The following is a 17,993-nucleotide window of genomic DNA, read 5'->3' as shown; positions in this document are numbered from 1 at the left end:
GGCCGGGATTCAAGGGAAAATCAGCACTCTTCTCCGCGGGACGACAGCCGTCCCGCACGGCTAAAAAACCGGCGCTGAGCTGGGGCGAAGGCGGCTGCGGCTCTGGTCTTTCCTGATACCGCAGGCACACAATTGATTATGGATGCAGAGCATTTCAGCGGCCCGCCTCCCCTCCTAGTGGGCATGGTTCCCGGCCAGCATCCGGAGGTCCTCAAGACCGCGGTCACCCTGGCCCAAAAGCTGTCCGCCCCGCTGCTGTGCGCCTACGTGGACGAGGCAAGCTACCTGGTTGAGTGGGATCCCGCGCGCTCCGCGCACCGGCTTTCGCTGCATCCCGACAGGGACGACGACGACATCCGTTCCGTAACGACGGAACTGAAGTCGTCCATCGGCTCCGCCATGCAGGACGGAGGATCTGCATGGACTCTGCGCACGCTCACCGGGGATCCCGCCCGGGCCCTCGGCAGACTGGCATCGGAAGTCAATGCTCCCATGATCATCGTGGGCACGCCCGAGCGCGGCTTCGGGCACAGGATCACGGAACTCCTGAACGGCTCCGTGGCCGCATGGCTCACTCACCACCAGAGCCGTCCCGTGCTGGTGGTGCCGTTCCGGATGGCCGCACACCAAGACCGGCCCGAATAGCCGATAGTGGCCCCGGACAGCCGCGGAAAAGTAAAGCGAAAGTAGTTATTCGAGGTGGTGGCCAACATGGCTACCGGCAAGTAAGCTGATCAGGCAGGTCCACGCAGGGCCGCCCAAAAACTGCTCCGGAGTGCGTATCCCCCAATAACGCGCTCCGGAGCTTTTTTGTTGCCCAAAAACCTCGGGGCTCAAGCATTCCTGTCCGCACCATCCCTTCCCGCACTCCCGTCGGCCTGCCGCGCCACCCTTGACTGATACCCCCTAGGGGTATATGTTGCGGTTATGGAAACTTCCGATGGACGGACGCCGACGGCGCCCAACGAAGAAGCGATTGCTGAAGCCCCGCAGCACGGCTACACGGCGGACAAGGATGCGTACCTGCGCCGGCTCCGCCGGATCGAGGGACAGGTCCGTGGCATCGCCCGCATGGTTGAGGAAGATAAGTACTGCATCGACATCCTGACGCAGGTGGCGGCCGTGACCAAGGCCCTGCACGCCGTCAGCCTGGGCCTTGTGGAAGAACACATAGGCCACTGCGTGGTCGGGGCGGCCTCCGAACCTGATCCTGACCTGCGGGCTGAAGCCATCGACCTTAAGGTCAAGGAGGCCGCTGGTGCCATCGGGCGCCTGCTGCGCTAGCCCCCCACCACCACCCACCAGCCGACCAACCCCCGTCGTCGCACCAACTAGGAGTCAGCAATGAGCACCATCTCCACCAAAGTCCACGTCTCCGGCATGACCTGCGGGCACTGCGTGTCGGCCGTCAGCGAGGAGCTTGAGGCGCTGGCCGGCGTCGAGGAGATCGACATCGACCTCAATTCCGGCGGCATTTCGACCGTCACCATCACCTCCACGCAGAAGCTCTCCCCCTCCGAAATCGGCGAGGCAGTGGCCGAGGCGGGCTACATGGTGGTGGCCAACGAGGCCTGACCCGCCTCCCATTCGCACCGAGCACGGCCAAAATTCAGCACGACCAGAGAAGGACCAGTCATGGGCAGCGAACACCTTTCCGCAGGCTCCGCCAACCGGGTGATCGAGCTCGACGTCGAGGGCATGACCTGCGCGTCGTGCGTGAACCGGGTGGAAAAGAAGCTCGCCAAGCTCGAAGGCGTCGAGGCCACCGTCAACCTCCCCCTGGAAACAGCGCAGGTGACCGTCCCGGCCGGCATCACGGACCAACAGATCACAGACCAGGTAGCCTCGGCCGGCTACAAGGCAAGGATCAAAACGGTCACCGGGGAGGACCACGACGAGACCCTAGCTGAAGTAGCCGACGCCGACCCGCACCACGAAGACCATATGGCGCACGGCGGCAAGGCATCAGAGCTGAAGCCGCGCCTGCTCGTCGCGGCGGTCCTGGCCGTGCCGGTGTTCCTCATCTCTATGTTCCCGGCTTTCCAGTTCCCCAACTGGGGCTGGGTGGCGGGCGCCCTGGCGCTGCCGGTGGTCAGCTGGGCGGCTTGGCCGTTCCACAAGGCGGCCGCCATCAACGCCCGCCACTTTGCCTCCACCATGGACACCCTGGTATCGCTCGGAGTCATCGCTGCCTACCTGTTTTCCGTCTGGCAGCTCCTCGCCGACCCGCGACTGACCGAACAGCCCGGCATGGAGCAGATGGGCGGCGCGGGTTCCGGCGGCCTGTACTTCGAGGTGGCCACCGTGGTCACCACGTTCCTTCTGCTGGGCCGGCTCCTGGAGGCGAACGCCAAGGCGAAGGCCGGTGACGCCCTGCGCGCCCTCCTGGACCTGGGTGCCAAGGACGCCACCATCCTGAAAGACGCTGCCGAGGTGAAAATCCCGGCAAGCCGGCTGGCTGTCGGAGACCTGATCGTGGTCCGCCCGGGCGAGAAGATCGCCACCGACGGCGTTGTGGTGGACGGCGCCTCGGCGGTGGACGCCTCGCTGGTCACCGGCGAATCGGTGCCGGTGGACGTCGGTCCGGGCAGCCATGTCACCGGTGCCACCATCAACACGTCCGGCCGGGTGCTGGTCAGGGCCACGCGCGTCGGCGCGGAAACCACCTTGGCCCAGATGGGGCGGCTCGTCTCCCAGGCGCAGACCGGAAAGGCGCCCATCGCCCGGCTTGCTGACCGCATCAGCGCAGTCTTCGTGCCGGTGGTCCTGGCCATCGCCGTCCTCGCGTTCGCCGGCTGGCTGCTGGCCGCCGGGCCGGACATCACCGGGCCTGAGCTCCGCTCGGCCTTCACGGCTGCGGTGGCCGTGCTGGTCATCGCCTGCCCCTGCGCCCTGGGCCTGGCCACCCCCGTGGGCCTCCTGACCGGCACCGGCCGCGGCGCGCAACTGGGCATCCTCATCAAGGGCCCGCAGGTCCTGGAAGACACCCGCACGGTGGACACCATCCTGCTGGACAAGACCGGAACCGTCACCAGCGGCCAGCTCTCCGTCGAGGCCACCGTGGCATTCGCCCCGTTCAGCGAGGCGGAAGTCCTGCGGCTGGCCGGAGCGGTCGAGTCGGCGTCGGAGCATCCGATCGCCGCCGCGATCGCCGCCGCCGCTCGGTCCGCCGTGCCCACCATGCCTGCCATACCCGCCATGGGGCAGCCATCCCACACCAGCCACAGCGGCAGTGCAGCGGACGACGGCGCCGGCCTGCTCGCCGTCGTCGGCTTCCGGTCCGCGCCGGGCGGCGGAGTGGTGGGAACCGTTGAGGGCCGGCTCGTGGTTGCCGGACGCAGCGGGTGGCTGCGGGACAACGGCGTGGAGCCCACGCCGGCGCAGGATCAGGCGCTCCGCGCCGCGGAACAGTCCGGCGCGACGGCCATCTGGGTGGCGGTCGACGGCGAGGCTGCCGGCATCGTCGAGCTGCGGGACACGGTCAAGGCGGGATCGGCGGCAGCCGTCGCGCGGTTCAAGGCCCTGGGCCTGCGGCCCATGCTGCTCACGGGCGACAACGCCGCGGTCGCAGCCCAGGTGGCCGCCGCCGTCGGAATCGCCGCGGACGATGTTTTCGCCGGCGTACTGCCCGAGGGCAAGGTGGAAGCGGTACGTCGGCTCCAGGCTGGCGGTGCCACCGTGGCCATGGCAGGGGACGGCGTGAACGACGCAGCGGCCCTTGCGCAGGCCGATCTGGGCATCGCGATGGGCTCCGGCACGGACGTGGCGATCGAAGCCGCCGACCTGACCGTGATGGGCAACGACGTGGGGCAGGTGGCAACGGCGATCGAGCTGTCCCGCCGCACTCTGGCCACCATCAAGACCAACCTGTTCTGGGCCTTCTTCTACAACGCCATGGGCATTCCACTGGCGGCCCTCGGCCTGCTCAATCCGATGATCGCTGGCGTGGCCATGGCAGCAAGTTCCGTGCTGGTGGTGGCCAACTCGCTGAGGCTCCGCCGCTTCGGCAGGTAGTACCCAGACCTAGGCGGTACCGAAGCGGATGGCCGAGCGGGCCTTCGCCTTGGCCGCCTCCTCGTCGCGGTCCTTGGCGGGGGCGTGGGTAACGAGGGCGTCGAGCAGGTGCTGGGTCACATGCGCTATCTCGTGCACGGCGCGCTCGAATGCCTCCTCATTGGCCTTCGACGGCTTGGTACTGCCGCTCACTTTGCGCACGTACTGCAGCGCTGCAGCGTGGATCTCCTCAGAGGTAGCGTGCGGTTCGTAGTTGTGGAGGGTACGGATATTCCGGCACATACCCCCATGCTAGGCTCTGGAGCGCCGAGGATCGACCCTTTCGCCCCGCTCGGGAGGGCACCGCCCATGGGCAGGACTGCATGGGGAGCGCTGCCCATCGACACTCTTCAGGGCCGAAGGATAGTTTTGAGGCAATGGATCTTCCGGACGAGCCGGAGGCCACGGGGGATGCCGACTGGATCGGTTCCGTTGATTAAAGGAGATACGTCATGGCTTTGTTGGGTGCAGATATTGAAGCGCTGCGGAACCTGGGCACCAAACTCAACGCTGGTTCGACTGAAATCCAGAACCAGAAGAACCAGCTGAACAATCAGCTCGGCGGGGTCGACTGGAGGGGCCCGGACGCCGATCAGTTCCGCAACCAGTGGCAGAGCGAACACTTTCCGGCCCTCGAGAGGGTGGCGCGGGCACTGGAAGAGGCGGGCAAACAGGCCAACCGGAACGCCCAGCAGCAGGAAGAGACTTCCCGCGGCTAGACCGGGAACCACCGGAGGGCCGGACGCAGCAGGCGTCCGGCCCTCCGGCATTTAAGCAGTAAAGGCTCAGGGGACGGGTTCGACGTCGTTCGCGTGGTCAAGCGGTTTTGTCACAGCAGCCTGGTCCCCCGCTTTGGCTCCCCGGAGCTCATCCAGCCGGACGAACAGTACCCCGCCTACGATCAACACGCCGCCGAGGAGCTGGATGGCGCCGGGCAGTTCGCCAAGCAACAGCCAGGCCCAGATCACGGCGAACAGGACCTCAGTCAGGGACACGAACGAGGCCACCTTGGAGCCGAGTGCGCGTGCAGCCATGACTCCTGAAACGTAGGCCAGTACGGTGGCCAGCAGCACGAGGCCGCCCAGCGGAACCCACCAGGGGGTGGTCCACGGGCCGAGTTTAGTGTCGGCCGTGCTGATGGCCATCGGCAGGAGTCCCGTGGCTGCCGACAGCCACATCACCGCGGCGCCCACCAGAAGCCCGCCCGACGCGAGAACGATGGGCGGCAGGGTCTCATTCTGCTTGGCCGTGATGACAAAGTACATGGCCAAGCAGACGGCAGCGGCGAGGCCCCAGAACACACCGCCGACGTCGACCTTCACTGCACCGGTGAGGTCCAGAACGAGGACCAGCCCGCCCAGGGACAGCAGCGTCCCTGCAATTGTCAGTCGGCGGGGCCGCTTCCGGCTGGCCACCCAGAGCCACAGGACGATCAGTACCGGGGCGAGGTATTCAAGCAGGAGCGCCACTCCAACGGATAGCCGGGCCACGGCGTTGAAGTAGAACAGCTGGCATGCAGCCACGCCGACCAGGCCAAACAGCAGGATCGTGACCCAGTTGGACCGCAGCTGGGTCCAGCGCCCGCGAAGCGCCAGAACAGCAGGGACTGCAAGGATGAGTGCAGCCGCTGTCAGCCGGGCCGTGACGGCGGCCCCCGGCGTCCAGCCAGTTTCCAGCAGTGCCTTGGCAAAGGAGCCGGAAAGCCCGAAGACGGCAGACGAAAAGAGGGCAATGCCCAGTCCTGACGCAAGGAAGCCGGAAGCCTTTGCCGAGGCCCTGGCATCAGCGGGAGCGGGAGCCGGAGCCGTAGAAATCAGCGCTGTGTTGGCGCGGCGGTTCGATGCGGACACGGAGGTCTCCCGTCAGGAGTAAAGTGGGGTATTGGTCCTGACACTACGGCCCCGCACTGTAAGGAGTCAAGGTGGTTTTTGCCCCTGACACGGAAATCTCACTGCGCTTCGTGGTGAACCTCATCAACTCTGCCGCTAACGGCGCAGAAAGCCTGGCCACCGTGGAGGACCTCGACGAGTTCCTGCGGCAGGAGGGCTTTACCGGCTCCCGCACCCACGACGACGCCGAACTGGCCAGCATCCACGCACTGCGCGCGGAACTGGCAGCTACATGGACCGCCGACGAGGATACGGCCGTGGCCAGTGTGAACCGGCTCCTGCGGGAAGCCCGCGCACTCCCCCAGCTCCTCAAGCACGACCAGTGGGACTGGCACCTGCACGCCACCACGCACGATGCCCCGCTGGCGGACAGGTTGGGCACCGAAGCCGCCATGGCACTGGTGGATGTAATCCGCAGCAAGGAGATGGACCGCATGCTCATGTGCGCGGCCGATGACTGCGACGCGGCGGTCCTTGATCTCAGCCGCAACCGGTCCAAACGGTACTGCGACACCGGAAACTGCGCCAACCGTGCGCACGTCGCTGCCTACCGTGCGCGCCACGCCAGCGGGGAGTAGGCACCAGTCGGGCGTTAGGAGGCACCGCCGCCGGGCCCGGACTCACCGGTTCCGGCCGTACCAGCACCCGGGGCATCCGGACGCCGCCGGGTTCCTTCACTCTGGGTTCCCTGAGCTCCGTGGCCGCCGTGTCCCTGGGAAGACTTCCGGGCCGAGCTCAGGTTCACCCCGGAGCCTTTACCAAGGTGCGCGGCGTTGTCCTTGTAGCTCATGGACAGCATTGCGGCGATGACGAGGGTGACAATGAAGGCGATGCCGGCGGCAATGAAAGCCAGGTCGAACCGCGGCGACCGGGCGCTGCCGCCGGAGGCAAAGATCAGCACTGCGAAGAACGCCACCACAGCCCAAAAGGCGGAGAACATCAAGGGTCCCTTGACCGAGGTCCGCAGATTGCGCGGTGCTCCTGGTTTCTGGTGTGCCAAGGTGATTCCTCCCGTGCGGGCGGCGGGATGCGGCCTGCCCGCTGTGCTGTGTGCTGGTCTTGAAGGGTACTGGTAGCCAACGGCTGTTCTACAAGGAGTAGAACCCTTGGTACTAGTTTACGGCCTTTGACGCGGCCGCCCGCGCATCGTGCCGGAGTGAGAGGCCTGCCAGAATCCAGAGCACGCCCGAGATGATGGCGCCGCCGCCGGCAACGCCCAGCAGCGCATGCGGGCCGAGCCCCACGAAGAACGGCAGGGTGCCGGCCGTGCCCAGCCCGATGATTCCCGATGCCAGCCAGTCGCGGGCCAGGACGTGCCGCCCGCGGAACCTGATGCCCAGGTACAGCTCGGACGCCGACGCCACGGCCAGCCCCACAGCACCAACACCGGCGAACACCACACTGCCCTGCAGGAACAGCAGGGCCACGCCGGCACCGGTCAGGGCAGCTCCCGCGGCGGAGAGAATGCGGCCGGCAGCCGCCTCGCGGCGGAAACCGGTCAGCGGAATGCCCCACAGCAGGATCAGGCCGGTGGCCAGCAGGTACACCCCGCCCGTCAGCGACATCCCGGTCACGGAAGGAGCCGCCCAGAACACAGTCACAGCACCGAACACCAGCGCCGCGGCAGCCCGCAGCAGGGCGGGTTTCCACAGCTCCGCCAAAGGGGCAGGCGCGGCGGATTCAGCAGGCTTAGCGGGGGAAGTCACCGCTCCAGTTTAGTGCGCCAGCCCGTGCCGGCGAATCCGGACCGCAGGCTAGGAGCCGAGCACCATCCAGCGGTCTGTCCTGGCCCGCAGCCCCAGCGTCACGGCGCGGGCGCACATGTACCCCAGCGAAAAGGCCACCCACACCCACACCAGCGCCGCGGCGCCGTCGGCCCCGGCCAGCGGCACCGCCAGCAGCAGCGGAAGGTACACCGCAAGATTTACGACGCCGGCAATCGCCAGATACTTCGCGTCGCCGGCCCCGATCAGCACCCCGTCGAGGACAAACACGTACCCTGCAAGAGGCTGGCTCGCGGCCAGTACCCACAGTGCCGCGGTCAAGACCGACTGAACGCCGGCGTCCGGTGTGAAGAGGGCCCCTGCGAACGGAGCCGCCACGGCGAGCAGCACGCCGGTGGCCACCCCAAAGCCGGTACCCCAGCGGATCATGGTCCGGGTCAGGATCCGCGCCTTGCCGGGGTTGGAGGCTCCCAACTCCTTGCCGATCAGCGCCTGGGCGGCGATGGCCAGGGCGTCCAGCGCGAAGGCGAGGAAGGTGAAGACTGTCATGGCCAGCTGGTGGGCAGCCAGATTCACTGCACCCTGAGCCGTGACCACGAGCACCGTCGCGAGGATGGCGATGCGGAGGCTCAGGGTCCTCAGCATGAGCCAGGAGCCCACCTTGGTCATGGCCCGGATCCCATGCCAGTGGGGCAGCAGGCTGACACCATGGTGACGGGCATTGCGCTGCACCATCACCAGATACACGGCAGCCATGGCCCACTGCGCGATGCTGGTTCCCACGGCAGACCCGACGACGGACAGTCCGAATCCGTAAACCAGCACCAGGTTCAGCACGATGTTCAGCGTGAAACCCGCCGTGGCCACCACCAACGGCGTCCGGGTGTCCTGAAGCCCCCTCAGCACGCCCGTGCCGGCAAAAATCAGCAGCATCGCGACCAGCCCGGGCATGGACCAGCGAAGGTAGTCCACCGCGAAGGTGCGGATCTCCGGACTCGGCCCCATGAGCCCGATCAGCGGCTCGGCGGCGAGGAACCCAGCCAGCGCCAGCGCTGTCCCGAGCAGCAGGGCCAGCCAGACGCCGTCGCGCCCGGCGGCAAGCGCCCTTCCGATCTGGCCATCCCCCACCGCCCGCGCCACGGCAGGGGTGGTGGAGTACGCCAGGAAAACCATCAGCCCGACTGCGGTGTGCAGCACCGCCGAGGCCAGCCCCACGCCGGCTAACTGGGCAACGCCCAGGTGCCCCACAATGGCCGAGTCGGCCAGCAGAAAGAGCGGTTCGGCGATCAGCGCACCGAAGGCGGGAACGGCAAGCCGGAGGATTTCCCGGCCGTGGCTGTCGGGCTTTGGGGTGGAAACGGCGGCGGAAGGCGATTGGGGCACGGAGTCAGCCTAGCCGCCGCAAAAAAGATAACCACGACACATTAGTTGACACTTCAACAAAACTTCGGGACAGTGGAAGGGAAGCTTCAGCTGACGCGCTCCGTACCGCGTACCCACAGAGACAACCCCCAATCGAACCGAACGGTGAGAATCTCCATGAACCAGTCCACCCAGACCACCACAGCCCTGACGATCCTGCGAGTCATCACCGGATTCCTCTTCGCCGCGCACGGCTGGCAGAAGTTCAGCGAATTCACCATCGCCGGGACGCAGGCATCCTTCGCGAAGATGGGGGTTCCGGCCGCTGAGGTCGCCGCCCCGGTCGTCGCCACCCTGGAGCTGGTGGGCGGCATCGCCCTCATCCTCGGCTTGCTGACCCGCGTCTTCGCCGCCCTGCTCGCCCTGGACATGCTTGGTGCCCTCTTCCTGGTCCACGCCTCGGCCGGAGTCTTCGTTGCCACCGGCGGTTACGAGCTGGTTCTCCTGCTCGCAGCCGGGGCAGCGGCCATCACCCTTGCCGGAGCCGGCCGCCTCTCGGCGGACGCAGCCCTGTTCGGCCGCAGCAATTCCAAGCTCAAGGTTCTGGCGTAACCCTCCCTGAATGCAGCACCGCTCCAGAGCGGTGACTGTCCACGGAACGACGACGGCGGCTGCTCGCCCGGGACTTCGGTTCCAGGTGCGGCCGCCGTCGTTTGTCGTTTTACTCGTTTTTCGGCCGGCTGTTGCTGGTTCAGCCGGTCAGTTAGTCAGCCGGTGACACCCGTCAGTTCATCCGGGGTGTGACCCAGCGTTGCCGTGCGGACGGTCTTGCCCGTCTTCAGGTCGACGGCGTGAAGTTGTCGCCTTGCCGGCTCGGTTACATAGGCGGTGGAGCCCTGGACGTACAGTGTTGGCCGGGGATCCTGCCACGCCTCCGGCTCCTGCCAGGCGGCAACGACGGGGATCGTGGACACCGTGGCGCCTGTCACGGGGTTGAGGACGTGCAGCGAGCCGTCCGTGCCAAGGACCAGCGCTTCACCGGCCGGCCCGCGCCCCAGCGACCGGAACGAATAGCTCGTACCGAGTTCCACCAGCTTCAGGGCCTTGGTATCCGTGTTCACCAGCGAAATCCTCGTGGGCCGCTCCAGGACCGCGTCTTTGTCCACTTTGTAGTCCCCCAGCACCACTGGCGACGCCGGCGAGCCCGCCTGGTTGCCCATCCGGCCAAAGGTGTCAGGACTGGAGATCTTGGAGAACCTGCCGTCCTTGAAAACCAGCAGCCCGTCCTCGCACCCGAAGATCACGGTGTTTTCGCCGGCCACCGCCTCACCATGGACACCGGGGCAGTCGCTGGCTGCGGAGGATCTCCCTGCGTTCCAGACCCGTCTCCTTGCGGCCCGAACCCACGGCCTGCGCGAGGAGGGCCACGGCGTTGCGGGCGTCCTCGTCGCCCACCGTTACCAGCAGCTTCCCGTCCTCCAGCTCCACCGCCACGCCGTGGTGGGCCTCGGGTGCCGTGTAGGTGACCGTCTCCGGAAGGCCGTCCTCCGACAGTTCGCCGAGGGCGGCCGACTCGAAGGACTCCACCTTGCCGGACCCGTCGCTGAACAGGACAGTTCTTCCGGCGTGCCGCACCACATGGCCGGGTTTGCTCGCCGCGAACGCGTGAGCCGTCAGCGTGGGCTGGGCGGCGTAGGAGTGGCCGTGATCGCCGTGCCGCTCGGTCCAGGCGCCGGCGTCGAGGACGCGGAACGAGTCACCCGCCGCCACCAGGACGTGGCGGCCGTCCCCGGCCGGGCTGATGCGGTTGTAACCGTCCAGCTCGACGTCCGCCACAGACTCGAGGGTCCCGGCGTCCAGCACTCGGATGCCGCCCTCGTAGGTGTACGCGAGGCGTGGTTTGGGGGCGCGAAGTTCCGCGGGTTCTGCGGTCTCGACGTTCTGTGGAGTGCCGGCAGAACTTTCGGCCGCCTCCTGACCGGGACTTCCTGCGCAGCCGGACAGGAGGAGGGCAGCCCCGCAGGCCGCCACCAACCGGACTGCGTGCGGCCTTGCGAGCGGCTGCGTGAAGGCCCGGGCGAAAGACGCGATGGCGCGGCCGGGCCGGCGGGTGGAAGATCGGGCAGGAAGAACAGGTCGTTTCGATGACATGGAACTAATGATAATCATTATCAAGAGCGAACCGGCCACTCCTTTCCCGTTCGTGACATCGGAGGCACGGGCCACCGGGGCTTATGGCGGGCGGGAGCGCGTTTGTGAAGGCCCGGATCTGCCCCGAGGACTGCGGTCAGTAAACTGCGACCATGAGCGAGACTGCCGCCAATTCAGTAACCCTCCGCTTCCTTGCCGCCCCCATGGACGTGGGCCACAGCGGATCCGTCGACGCCGGAACCGTGCTCGAGTGGGTGGACAAGGCGGCCTATGCGGCCGCCGTGGGCTGGGCCAAGTCCTACTGCGTCACCGCTTACGTGGGGAACATCCATTTCGCCGACCCGGTGAACATCGGCGACATGGTGGAGGTCACCGCCACCATCGTCTACACGGGCCGCTCCTCCATGCACATCCGGACGGTGGTCTCCTCCGGGGACCCCAAAGGCGGGCCGGCCACCATGCGGAGCCAGTGCATGGTGATTTTTGTGGCGGTTGGCGAGGACGGGAAACCCATCCCGGTAAAGCAGTTCGAGCCAATGACGGCGGAAGAACTGGAACAGCGGGACCACGCCCTGGCGCGGATTGGTATCCGAGAACAGATCGTCGAAGCCATGAGCGCCCAGGAATATACCGATGCCGGCACCGCCGAGCGCGTCGTCCTGCGGTTTATGGCGGCACCCACGGACGTGAACTGGGGCGGGAAAGTTCATGGCGGGATCGTCATGAAATGGATCGATGAGGCCGCTTATGTGTGCGCCTCCCGCTACTGCGGCCGGGACACGGTGGCTGTATTCTCCGGCGGAGTCCGGTTCTACCGGCCGCTGCTGATTGGCCACGTGGTGGAGGTGGAGGCCCGGCTGGTCTACACGGGCACCAAGGGCATGCACATTGCTGTACATGTCCGCTCCGGGGACCCCAAGGGCCGTGAACTGAACCTGACCACCTACTGCCTCACCGTGATGGTGGCCCGCGACGCCGAGGGGACTTCGGTCCCCATCCCTGCATGGACCCCCGTGTCCGAGGAGGACAAGCGGCTCCACGCCCATGCGCGGGAGCTCCTGGAGATCAGGGCGGCAGCCCCGGGGAACAGGCTGCCCAACCACCTGCTGCAGTCACAGCGCGGCTGACACCGGCAGCCTAGAAGCCGCCGCCTCCGGCATCCCCCGCCATGTTGGCGAACCGCGAGTAGTGACCCTGGAAGGCCACCACAATGTCCTTGGTGGGGCCGTTACGGTGCTTGGCGATGAGGATGTCCGCCTCGCCGGCGCGCGGGGACTCTTTGTCGTAGACGTCTTCACGGTGCAGCAGGATCACCATGTCGGCGTCCTGCTCGATGGACCCCGACTCTCGCAGGTCGGAGACCATGGGGCGTTTGTCCTGCCGCTGCTCAGAACCACGGTTCAGCTGCGACAGGGCAATGACGGGGACCTGAAGTTCCTTGGCCAGCAGCTTCAGTGCACGCGAGAACTCGGAGACTTCCTGCTGGCGGGACTCCACCTTCTTGCCCGAGCTCATGAGCTGCAGGTAGTCGAGGATCACGAGCTTGAGGTCGTGCTGCTGCTTGAGGCGGCGGCACTTGGCGCGGATCTCCATGAGGGACATGTTGGGGCTGTCGTCAATGAACAACGGGGCATCATTCATGCGCCCCATGGTGGTGGCGATCTTGGACCACTGCTCGTCCTTGATGGTGCCCTTGCGGAGGTCCTGCAAGCCGATTGTGGCCTCGGCCGAGAGGAGGCGCATGGCGATCTCGTTGCGGCCCATTTCGAGGGAGAACATCACCGTGGCCAGGTTGTTCTTGATGGCGGCCGAGCGGGCAAAGTCCAGCGCGAAGGTGGACTTACCCACGGCGGGCCGGGCGGCAATGACAATCATCTGGCCCGGATGCAGCCCGTGAGTCAGCTCATCCAGCTCGTAGAAGCCGGTGGGAACGCCCACCATGCCTTCACCGCGGTGGCCGGAGGCCTCGATCTCATCCACGGTGGACTCCATGACGTCCTTCAGGACGACGTAGTCTTCCGCGGTGCGGCGCTCGGCGACTGCGTAGACCTCCGCCTGGGCCTGGTTGACCAGGTCTTCGACTTCGCCGTCCTGGCCGTAGCCGAGCTGCACGATCTTGGTACCGGCATTGACCAGCCGCCGGAGCACGGCGCGCTCGGCCACAATTTCGGCGTAGTAGCCTGCGTTCGCGGCCGTGGGTACCGTCTGAATGAGCTCATGGAGGTAGGCCGGTCCGCCGATCCGGTTGATTTCGCCGCGCTTGGTCAGCTCATCGGACACCGTGACGGCATCTGCGGGTTCTCCGCGGCCGTAGAGGTCGATGACGGCCTCATAAATAGTTTCGTGGGCGGGGCGGTAGAAGTCCTGCCCGCGCAGGATCTCAACCACGTCCGCAATGGCGTCCTTGGAGAGCATCATGCCGCCCAGGACGGACTGCTCGGCGGGGATGTCCTGCGGAGGTTTGCGGCTGCCTTCGGATCCGCGGGTACCTTCGATTGAGTCCAGGTGCGTAACTGACAAAGCTGCTGTCCTCCATTGTGTCCGCAGTCCATGCAGGAGGACTGCGGCGCGTGTGCCGTGTGCCGCGGGTAAGCCGCGCAGCAAAACTGCTGCCCGGGCTAATGCAACTACACCAGCAGGCCCTGACATTTTTCGGTCCGGGCTATTGAACCCCGGCGACGCCTCATCCACAGGTTTTCCACAGGGCAGCACCAATCACCCGGAGTCCGGCTGTCCGCTGGCTCCGGTCTTCAGGCCGGAAGGGAAAACTCACCCGAATGGGGTGTCTCCGCTACGTTAGCGCCCGTCTGCCCACTCACAAAGCCCGCAGTTTCGCACCTCTGTGGATAACGTGTGCACAAGATAGCGCTGCTTGTGCACAGCCTGTGGGGGAAGCTGTGGATAGACATTTTCTTTTCCGCATATATGGGGTCTGACCTGCGGAAACGTCCAGTTTTTCCTGTGGACGAAATAATCTTTTGCGCAAACCTTCATCCACAGCCGTAAGCGTCCCCTGGGGATACCGGCCAGTAATTCCAACCTCAGTGGGCGTCTTCGGCCTCTACATTCCCACTTTGTGATACGGATCACCGGCATTTGTCCGAGTCCGCTCCCCGACGCATGCCGTACGGCTGAATCTTGCCGCCCGGGGGTCATGACCGCCGTCACGGATGGAGCCCACCATGCGCAGCCGGGCATATGCTGTGGATAACGCGGATCTGGCGTTAAGCTCTAAGTATGGGCGACGTACTGACAGTCTTGGTTCCTGCCCTTATCCTCGCCGCAGCCCTCTGGGCGCTCGCTACGGCACTGAAGCCGCGTGATGGGGGCATGTCCGACGCGGACCGCTACCAGCTGGATCTGGCAAGGCGTTCCCAAGCCCACTACGCAGCCCAGGTTCAGGCGGCCATGGCGGCCCGGGCACGCTTGGAGGCTGCGGCCCTGCCGAGCCAGAACCGGCAACAGCAGAACCAGCAGCATGACCATCGCCAGACACTTCCGCTCGGCCACCCCGGCCATGATCCCAGCCACTATGCCGACTTCCCGCACGGCTCCTACCCTGCGGCACTTGCCACCGGGACCACGCTGAACCCGCAGCTGGCGCTGCAGCTGCAGACACTGGTGCGCAACGGGCAGAAGGTCCAGGCCATCAGGCTTCTGCGCCAGGCCACCCACTCCAACCTTTTGACCGCCAAGCAATATGTAGATCGGCTGTAACCATGGAATCGCTCCTGATCCCCTTCCTGATCCTCGTGGCCGTTGCTGTGGCCGTTGCCATCACGGCACGTGCGTTGGGCCACCGCCGGCGCACGGTCAGGGAGCCGGCCAAACCGCCTGTGGAGTCCGCAGAGCTGGCAAGGGAAGCCGCAGCCAAGCTGTCCGAGGATGAACACCGGCGGCTGTACGCGCTCATCGCCCAGGGCCAGGCCATGGCTGCGATCAAGCTGTACTACGAGGTCTCAGGGCAGGGCCTGCGCGCATCACGGGACGCGGTGGCCGCGCTGGCAGCCCACCCGCAGCCCTTCCAATCGCCGGCCCAACAACCCAGCGAACCCGAGGACGACGACGAGCCACCGCAGCGGTTCCCGTACAGGTACCGGGCCATAGCCAGCAAAGGCGATGTCACCCGGGAGGTCAGCAGCAACATGCTCAACGACGAGATCTACGGCCGCATCCGCACACTCGCCAAGAGCGGCAATATCGAAGCAGCTGCCAACGCGCTGACCCGGCATTCGGACATCACGCTGAAACAGGCGCGCGAATTCATCGCCCTGCTGGACGACTAATTGCCTTGCTGAACAACTAACTGCCGCCGGCTGCCCGGCCCGGCGGCACTCAAAAGTCGAACAGATCCCCCAGCCAGCCTTCCTTCTTCTTGTGGCGGCGGCGGTCATAGTCGCGGTCGTATCCCTTGCCGTAGTTCCGGTCGTCGTAGCGCGGCTGGTCCCGCCGCGGCTCTTCACGCCGCGGTTCAAAGTTGCGGTACAGCGGCGGAGGTGCCATGCCGGGCGCAGGTGACGCCGGTGCAGGGGGAACGGGCGCCGCAGGTGCCCCGGTGTTGACGCGGTCGATGATTTTGTCCAGTTCGCCGCGGTCCAGCCACACACCCCGGCACTGCGGGCAGTAGTCGATTTCCACGCCGCTGCGTTCGCTCATGACCAGGTCTGAAGAATCAATGGGACATTTCATGCCCGGCACAACGAGCGGGTGCTGCGATTAGTTCGCGTTACCGCCCGCCTGAGATCCCGGCCAGCAGCTGTTCAAAGGGCAGTGACTCCAGCAGGGCGGGTTTGCGGCCGGGCTGGCCCCCTTCCAGGAGGTGGCTGAACTCGGCCGCGGCCCGTTCGATCCGCACCGAAAGGGGGGTGCCGCCGTCGTCCGCGTTTCCCCAGTCCTGGGGTCCGGCGAAGACGGCCGTGGCGGCGGTCCGGGTGCGGAGGTAGCTGAAGAGCGGGCGCATGGCGTGGTCGAGCACCATCTGGTGGCGGTCCGTTCCGCCGGTGGCCCCCAGGAGGGCCGCTTTGCCGTCCAGTGACTTGGGGTCGAGGACGTCAATGAAGGACTTGAACAGCCCGCTGTAGGAAGCACTGAACACCGGTGAGACCGCAATGATGCCGTCGGAGGCCTCGACGCCGGCGATCACCTCAGCCAGCCGGGGCGGGGCAAAACCCGTAACGAAGTTGTTGGCGATGTCCACGGCCAGATCGCGGAGCTCCACAACGTCGGTGGTCACCTCGTAGCCGGCGGCAGCCAGCTCCCGTGTGGCGGCGGCGGCCAGCTGGTCGGCCAGCAGGCGCGTCGACGACGGCACTCCCAGCCCGGCGGACAGAACGGTAATGCGGCGGGTCTCCATGGCGGTCTCCTCTGGTTGGCGCTGTATATGCATTTGCATCTAATCGCTCAACCGGGCAGGTCCGCCCTTTATTCCGCCACCCCGATAACCGCCCAGTACACTGCGTCCATGGCGGAAAACAAGACACGGGTGACAGGGGTTTCGGCGGACGACTTCATCGCGGCTGTGGAGCACCCAGTGCGCCTGCAGGACGCCCTGCGGCTGCGTACCCTCATGGCAGGACTGACGGGTCAGGAACCTGAGATGTGGGGTCCCACCATCGTCGGATTCGGCAGGGCTCACTACAAGTACGCCACCGGGCGCGAAGGGGACACTGCAGCGGTGGGTTTTTCGCCCCGCAAGGCCAGCCTCTCGCTGTACGGCCTGACGAATGCGCCGGAGTCGGCCGCGCTCCTCGACCGTCTGGGAAAGCACTAGACGGGTGGCGGCTGCCTCTATATCAACAAGCTGTCGGACGTCGATGAAGCCGTGCTGGCCGAACTGATCAGCATCGGCTACCGATACTGCGCCACGGTCCTGCACCAACAGTAGGCAGTCGGCCTGAACCTGCCGGAAATGACGAAGCCCCCGCCGTCGGCTTCCCGGAGGAATTCGACGGCGGGGGCCGTCAGCAATTCAGGACTGCGAAGCAGACCCGGCAAACGCCGGATCTACTACTTGCCTGCGACTACGTCGAGTTCGATCACAGCAGCAACGTCGTCGTGCAGACGGACGTTGGCCTGGTAGGAACCAACCGACTTGATGTGAGCCGGCAGTTCAACCTTGCGCTTGTCGATGCTGCCAAGGCCTGCGGCCTCAACAGCGTCGGCGACGTCGGCCTGCTTGACCGTGCCGAACAGGCGGCCGCTTTCGCCAGCCTTGACAACCAGCTTGACCGGCTTGGCGGACAGAGCGGCGGCCTGCTTCTGAGCATCTTCCAGGGAAGCGTGCTCGCGGGCGACGCGGGCAGCCTTGATGGACTCAACCTGCTTCTCGCCACCCTTCGACCAGGTCAGGGCGAAACCGCGGGGCAGCAGGTAGTTACGTGCGTAACCGTCCTTGACCTCGACAACGTCGCCAGCAGCACCGAGACCGGTTACTTCGTGGGTCAGAATGAGCTTTGCCATGTTAGTTAATCCCTTTCCTTAACCCCGGCCAGCGCCGGAGTAGGGCAGCAGGGCAACTTCGCGGGCGTTCTTGATTGCCTGGGCGATCTTGCGCTGCTCCTGGACCGTGACGCCAGTGACGCGACGGGCGCGGATCTTTCCGCGGTCGGAGATGAACTTGCGCAGCAATGCTACGTCCTTGTAGTCGATGACAGTGATGTCAGCGGCCTTCAAGGGGTTGGACTTTGGTTTGGGCTTACGGAGTTCAGCCTTAGCCATCGTGGAGCTCCTATTCTAGGGAGCCCGTGAATCGTGATCCACGGGATGGTGGTGGTCCGACTGCGGCGTGCTCAGAGAGTGCCGTATGGAACGCTCT

Annotated in this window: 23 protein-coding genes; 11 read left to right on the top strand and 12 right to left on the bottom strand. The window is 66.0% G+C overall.

Going from position 1 to position 17,993, the window contains the following annotated elements:
• Nucleotides 1-138: 138 nt before the first annotated feature.
• From G9E11_RS03355 to G9E11_RS03340, 4 genes are all read left to right on the top strand, one after another.
• Nucleotides 139-645 carry a universal stress protein gene (locus G9E11_RS03355; RefSeq protein ID WP_190602895.1) on the top strand — a complete coding sequence of 169 codons (507 nt, stop codon included), beginning with the start codon at nt 139-141 and terminating at the stop codon, nt 643-645.
• A 282-nt stretch (nt 646-927) separates the two neighbouring features.
• Entirely contained in the window at nt 928-1,284 is a 357-nt protein-coding gene (locus G9E11_RS03350; protein WP_190602893.1) for a metal-sensitive transcriptional regulator, read from the top strand.
• Nucleotides 1,285-1,344: 60 nt separating this feature from the next.
• A complete protein-coding gene (locus G9E11_RS03345; protein WP_190602891.1) occupies nt 1,345-1,575 on the top strand; it encodes a heavy-metal-associated domain-containing protein in 231 nt (76 codons plus the stop codon).
• A gap of 60 nt (nt 1,576-1,635) precedes the next feature.
• A complete protein-coding gene (locus G9E11_RS03340) occupies nt 1,636-4,014 on the top strand; it encodes a heavy metal translocating P-type ATPase (protein ID WP_190602889.1) in 2,379 nt (792 codons plus the stop codon).
• A 9-nt stretch (nt 4,015-4,023) separates the two neighbouring features.
• Here the strand turns inward: G9E11_RS03340 and G9E11_RS03335 are convergent, their stop codons facing one another.
• Nucleotides 4,024-4,296 (bottom strand): DUF2277 domain-containing protein, encoded by a 273-nt coding sequence (locus G9E11_RS03335; protein WP_190602887.1) that lies wholly within the window; start codon nt 4,294-4,296, stop codon nt 4,024-4,026.
• Between the two features lie 209 nt (nt 4,297-4,505).
• On the opposite strand from G9E11_RS03335, the gene G9E11_RS03330 reads away from it, so the two are divergent.
• Entirely contained in the window at nt 4,506-4,772 is a 267-nt protein-coding gene (locus tag G9E11_RS03330) for a WXG100 family type VII secretion target (RefSeq protein ID WP_190602885.1), read from the top strand.
• 66 nt (nt 4,773-4,838) lie between these two features.
• On the opposite strand, the gene G9E11_RS03325 is transcribed toward G9E11_RS03330, so the two are convergent.
• Nucleotides 4,839-5,867, bottom strand: a complete 1,029-nt coding sequence (locus G9E11_RS03325; RefSeq protein ID WP_311764298.1) for an EamA family transporter — start codon at nt 5,865-5,867, stop codon at nt 4,839-4,841.
• Nucleotides 5,868-5,974: 107 nt separating this feature from the next.
• On the opposite strand from G9E11_RS03325, the gene G9E11_RS03320 reads away from it, so the two are divergent.
• On the top strand, nt 5,975-6,520 hold the full coding sequence (locus G9E11_RS03320) for a CGNR zinc finger domain-containing protein (RefSeq protein ID WP_190602880.1): 546 nt from the start codon (nt 5,975-5,977) through the stop codon (nt 6,518-6,520).
• Nucleotides 6,521-6,534: 14 nt separating this feature from the next.
• Here the strand turns inward: G9E11_RS03320 and G9E11_RS03315 are convergent, their stop codons facing one another.
• The 3 genes from G9E11_RS03315 to G9E11_RS03305 form a co-directional block, all read right to left on the bottom strand.
• Nucleotides 6,535-6,942 carry a hypothetical protein gene (locus G9E11_RS03315; protein ID WP_190602878.1) on the bottom strand — a complete coding sequence of 136 codons (408 nt, stop codon included), beginning with the start codon at nt 6,940-6,942 and terminating at the stop codon, nt 6,535-6,537.
• A 112-nt stretch (nt 6,943-7,054) separates the two neighbouring features.
• Nucleotides 7,055-7,648, bottom strand: a complete 594-nt coding sequence (locus tag G9E11_RS03310; RefSeq protein WP_190602876.1) for a hypothetical protein — start codon at nt 7,646-7,648, stop codon at nt 7,055-7,057.
• A 48-nt stretch (nt 7,649-7,696) separates the two neighbouring features.
• On the bottom strand, nt 7,697-9,049 hold the full coding sequence (locus G9E11_RS03305; protein WP_190602874.1) for an MATE family efflux transporter: 1,353 nt from the start codon (nt 9,047-9,049) through the stop codon (nt 7,697-7,699).
• A gap of 156 nt (nt 9,050-9,205) precedes the next feature.
• Here G9E11_RS03305 and G9E11_RS03300 point away from each other — a divergent pair, with 156 nt between their 5' ends.
• Complete coding sequence (locus G9E11_RS03300; RefSeq protein WP_190602872.1) at nt 9,206-9,640, top strand: DoxX family protein; 435 nt, start codon at nt 9,206-9,208, stop codon at nt 9,638-9,640.
• Nucleotides 9,641-9,795: 155 nt separating this feature from the next.
• Here G9E11_RS03300 and G9E11_RS20935 read toward each other — a convergent pair whose 3' ends face one another.
• The gene (locus G9E11_RS20935) at nt 9,796-10,350 is read right to left on the bottom strand and encodes a hypothetical protein (protein WP_246468659.1); all 555 of its coding nucleotides are present in this window, start codon (nt 10,348-10,350) and stop codon (nt 9,796-9,798) included.
• 4 nt (nt 10,351-10,354) lie between these two features.
• Nucleotides 10,355-11,179 carry a hypothetical protein gene (locus G9E11_RS20930; protein ID WP_246468658.1) on the bottom strand — a complete coding sequence of 275 codons (825 nt, stop codon included), beginning with the start codon at nt 11,177-11,179 and terminating at the stop codon, nt 10,355-10,357.
• A 152-nt stretch (nt 11,180-11,331) separates the two neighbouring features.
• Between G9E11_RS20930 and G9E11_RS03290 the strand changes: the two genes are divergently transcribed.
• Nucleotides 11,332-12,306 carry an acyl-CoA thioesterase gene (locus tag G9E11_RS03290; protein WP_190602869.1) on the top strand — a complete coding sequence of 325 codons (975 nt, stop codon included), beginning with the start codon at nt 11,332-11,334 and terminating at the stop codon, nt 12,304-12,306.
• Nucleotides 12,307-12,316: 10 nt separating this feature from the next.
• On the opposite strand, the gene dnaB is transcribed toward G9E11_RS03290, so the two are convergent.
• Nucleotides 12,317-13,699 (bottom strand): replicative DNA helicase, encoded by a 1,383-nt coding sequence (gene dnaB / locus G9E11_RS03285; protein WP_190602868.1) that lies wholly within the window; start codon nt 13,697-13,699, stop codon nt 12,317-12,319.
• Nucleotides 13,700-14,416: 717 nt separating this feature from the next.
• On the opposite strand from dnaB, the gene G9E11_RS03280 reads away from it, so the two are divergent.
• Both G9E11_RS03280 and G9E11_RS03275 read left to right on the top strand, forming a co-directional pair.
• Nucleotides 14,417-14,896: a hypothetical protein gene (locus G9E11_RS03280; RefSeq protein WP_190602866.1), complete on the top strand. Its 480-nt coding sequence runs from the start codon at nt 14,417-14,419 to the stop codon at nt 14,894-14,896.
• 2 nt (nt 14,897-14,898) lie between these two features.
• A complete protein-coding gene (locus tag G9E11_RS03275; RefSeq protein WP_190602864.1) occupies nt 14,899-15,465 on the top strand; it encodes a hypothetical protein in 567 nt (188 codons plus the stop codon).
• Nucleotides 15,466-15,514: 49 nt separating this feature from the next.
• Here G9E11_RS03275 and G9E11_RS03270 read toward each other — a convergent pair whose 3' ends face one another.
• The gene (locus tag G9E11_RS03270; RefSeq protein WP_190602862.1) at nt 15,515-15,868 is read right to left on the bottom strand and encodes a TFIIB-type zinc ribbon-containing protein; all 354 of its coding nucleotides are present in this window, start codon (nt 15,866-15,868) and stop codon (nt 15,515-15,517) included.
• Between the two features lie 37 nt (nt 15,869-15,905).
• On the bottom strand, nt 15,906-16,532 hold the full coding sequence (locus G9E11_RS03265; RefSeq protein WP_190602859.1) for an FMN reductase: 627 nt from the start codon (nt 16,530-16,532) through the stop codon (nt 15,906-15,908).
• Between the two features lie 108 nt (nt 16,533-16,640).
• Between G9E11_RS03265 and G9E11_RS03260 the strand changes: the two genes are divergently transcribed.
• On the top strand, nt 16,641-16,949 hold the full coding sequence (locus tag G9E11_RS03260; protein WP_311764284.1) for a DUF1801 domain-containing protein: 309 nt from the start codon (nt 16,641-16,643) through the stop codon (nt 16,947-16,949).
• A gap of 236 nt (nt 16,950-17,185) precedes the next feature.
• Here G9E11_RS03260 and rplI read toward each other — a convergent pair whose 3' ends face one another.
• Nucleotides 17,186-17,638 (bottom strand): 50S ribosomal protein L9, encoded by a 453-nt coding sequence (gene rplI, locus G9E11_RS03255; protein WP_102972562.1) that lies wholly within the window; start codon nt 17,636-17,638, stop codon nt 17,186-17,188.
• 18 nt (nt 17,639-17,656) lie between these two features.
• Nucleotides 17,657-17,896, bottom strand: coding sequence for a 30S ribosomal protein S18 (gene rpsR / locus G9E11_RS03250; protein ID WP_003800144.1), 240 nt, complete (start codon nt 17,894-17,896; stop codon nt 17,657-17,659).
• Nucleotides 17,897-17,993: the final 97 nt, after the last annotated feature.

Origin of the sequence: Arthrobacter ipis (assembly GCF_014694315.1) — a bacterium.
Lineage (GTDB): Bacteria > Actinomycetota > Actinomycetes > Actinomycetales > Micrococcaceae > Arthrobacter > Arthrobacter ipis.
Note: the sequence above shows the minus strand (reverse complement) of the source record. Positions and strands in the feature narration are given on the sequence as shown.

Bases quoted from the DNA above. Each gene is read 5' to 3' on its own strand.
- G9E11_RS03355 (WP_190602895.1), top strand. From the start codon at position 139: ATGGATGCAGAGCATTTCAGCGGCCCGCCTCCCCTCCTAGTGGGCATG.
- G9E11_RS03350 (WP_190602893.1), top strand. From the start codon at position 928: ATGGAAACTTCCGATGGACGGACGCCGACGGCGCCCAACGAAGAAGCG.
- G9E11_RS03345 (WP_190602891.1), top strand. From the start codon at position 1,345: ATGAGCACCATCTCCACCAAAGTCCACGTCTCCGGCATGACCTGCGGG.
- G9E11_RS03340 (WP_190602889.1), top strand. From the start codon at position 1,636: ATGGGCAGCGAACACCTTTCCGCAGGCTCCGCCAACCGGGTGATCGAG.
- G9E11_RS03335 (WP_190602887.1), bottom strand. From the start codon at position 4,296: ATGTGCCGGAATATCCGTACCCTCCACAACTACGAACCGCACGCTACC.
- G9E11_RS03330 (WP_190602885.1), top strand. From the start codon at position 4,506: ATGGCTTTGTTGGGTGCAGATATTGAAGCGCTGCGGAACCTGGGCACC.
- G9E11_RS03300 (WP_190602872.1), top strand. From the start codon at position 9,206: ATGAACCAGTCCACCCAGACCACCACAGCCCTGACGATCCTGCGAGTC.
- G9E11_RS20930 (WP_246468658.1), bottom strand. From the start codon at position 11,179: ATGTCATCGAAACGACCTGTTCTTCCTGCCCGATCTTCCACCCGCCGG.
- G9E11_RS03290 (WP_190602869.1), top strand. From the start codon at position 11,332: ATGAGCGAGACTGCCGCCAATTCAGTAACCCTCCGCTTCCTTGCCGCC.
- G9E11_RS03280 (WP_190602866.1), top strand. From the start codon at position 14,417: ATGGGCGACGTACTGACAGTCTTGGTTCCTGCCCTTATCCTCGCCGCA.
- G9E11_RS03275 (WP_190602864.1), top strand. From the start codon at position 14,899: ATGGAATCGCTCCTGATCCCCTTCCTGATCCTCGTGGCCGTTGCTGTG.
- G9E11_RS03270 (WP_190602862.1), bottom strand. From the start codon at position 15,868: ATGAAATGTCCCATTGATTCTTCAGACCTGGTCATGAGCGAACGCAGC.
- G9E11_RS03265 (WP_190602859.1), bottom strand. From the start codon at position 16,532: ATGGAGACCCGCCGCATTACCGTTCTGTCCGCCGGGCTGGGAGTGCCG.
- G9E11_RS03260 (WP_311764284.1), top strand. From the start codon at position 16,641: ATGGCGGAAAACAAGACACGGGTGACAGGGGTTTCGGCGGACGACTTC.
- rplI (WP_102972562.1), bottom strand. From the start codon at position 17,638: ATGGCAAAGCTCATTCTGACCCACGAAGTAACCGGTCTCGGTGCTGCT.
- rpsR (WP_003800144.1), bottom strand. From the start codon at position 17,896: ATGGCTAAGGCTGAACTCCGTAAGCCCAAACCAAAGTCCAACCCCTTG.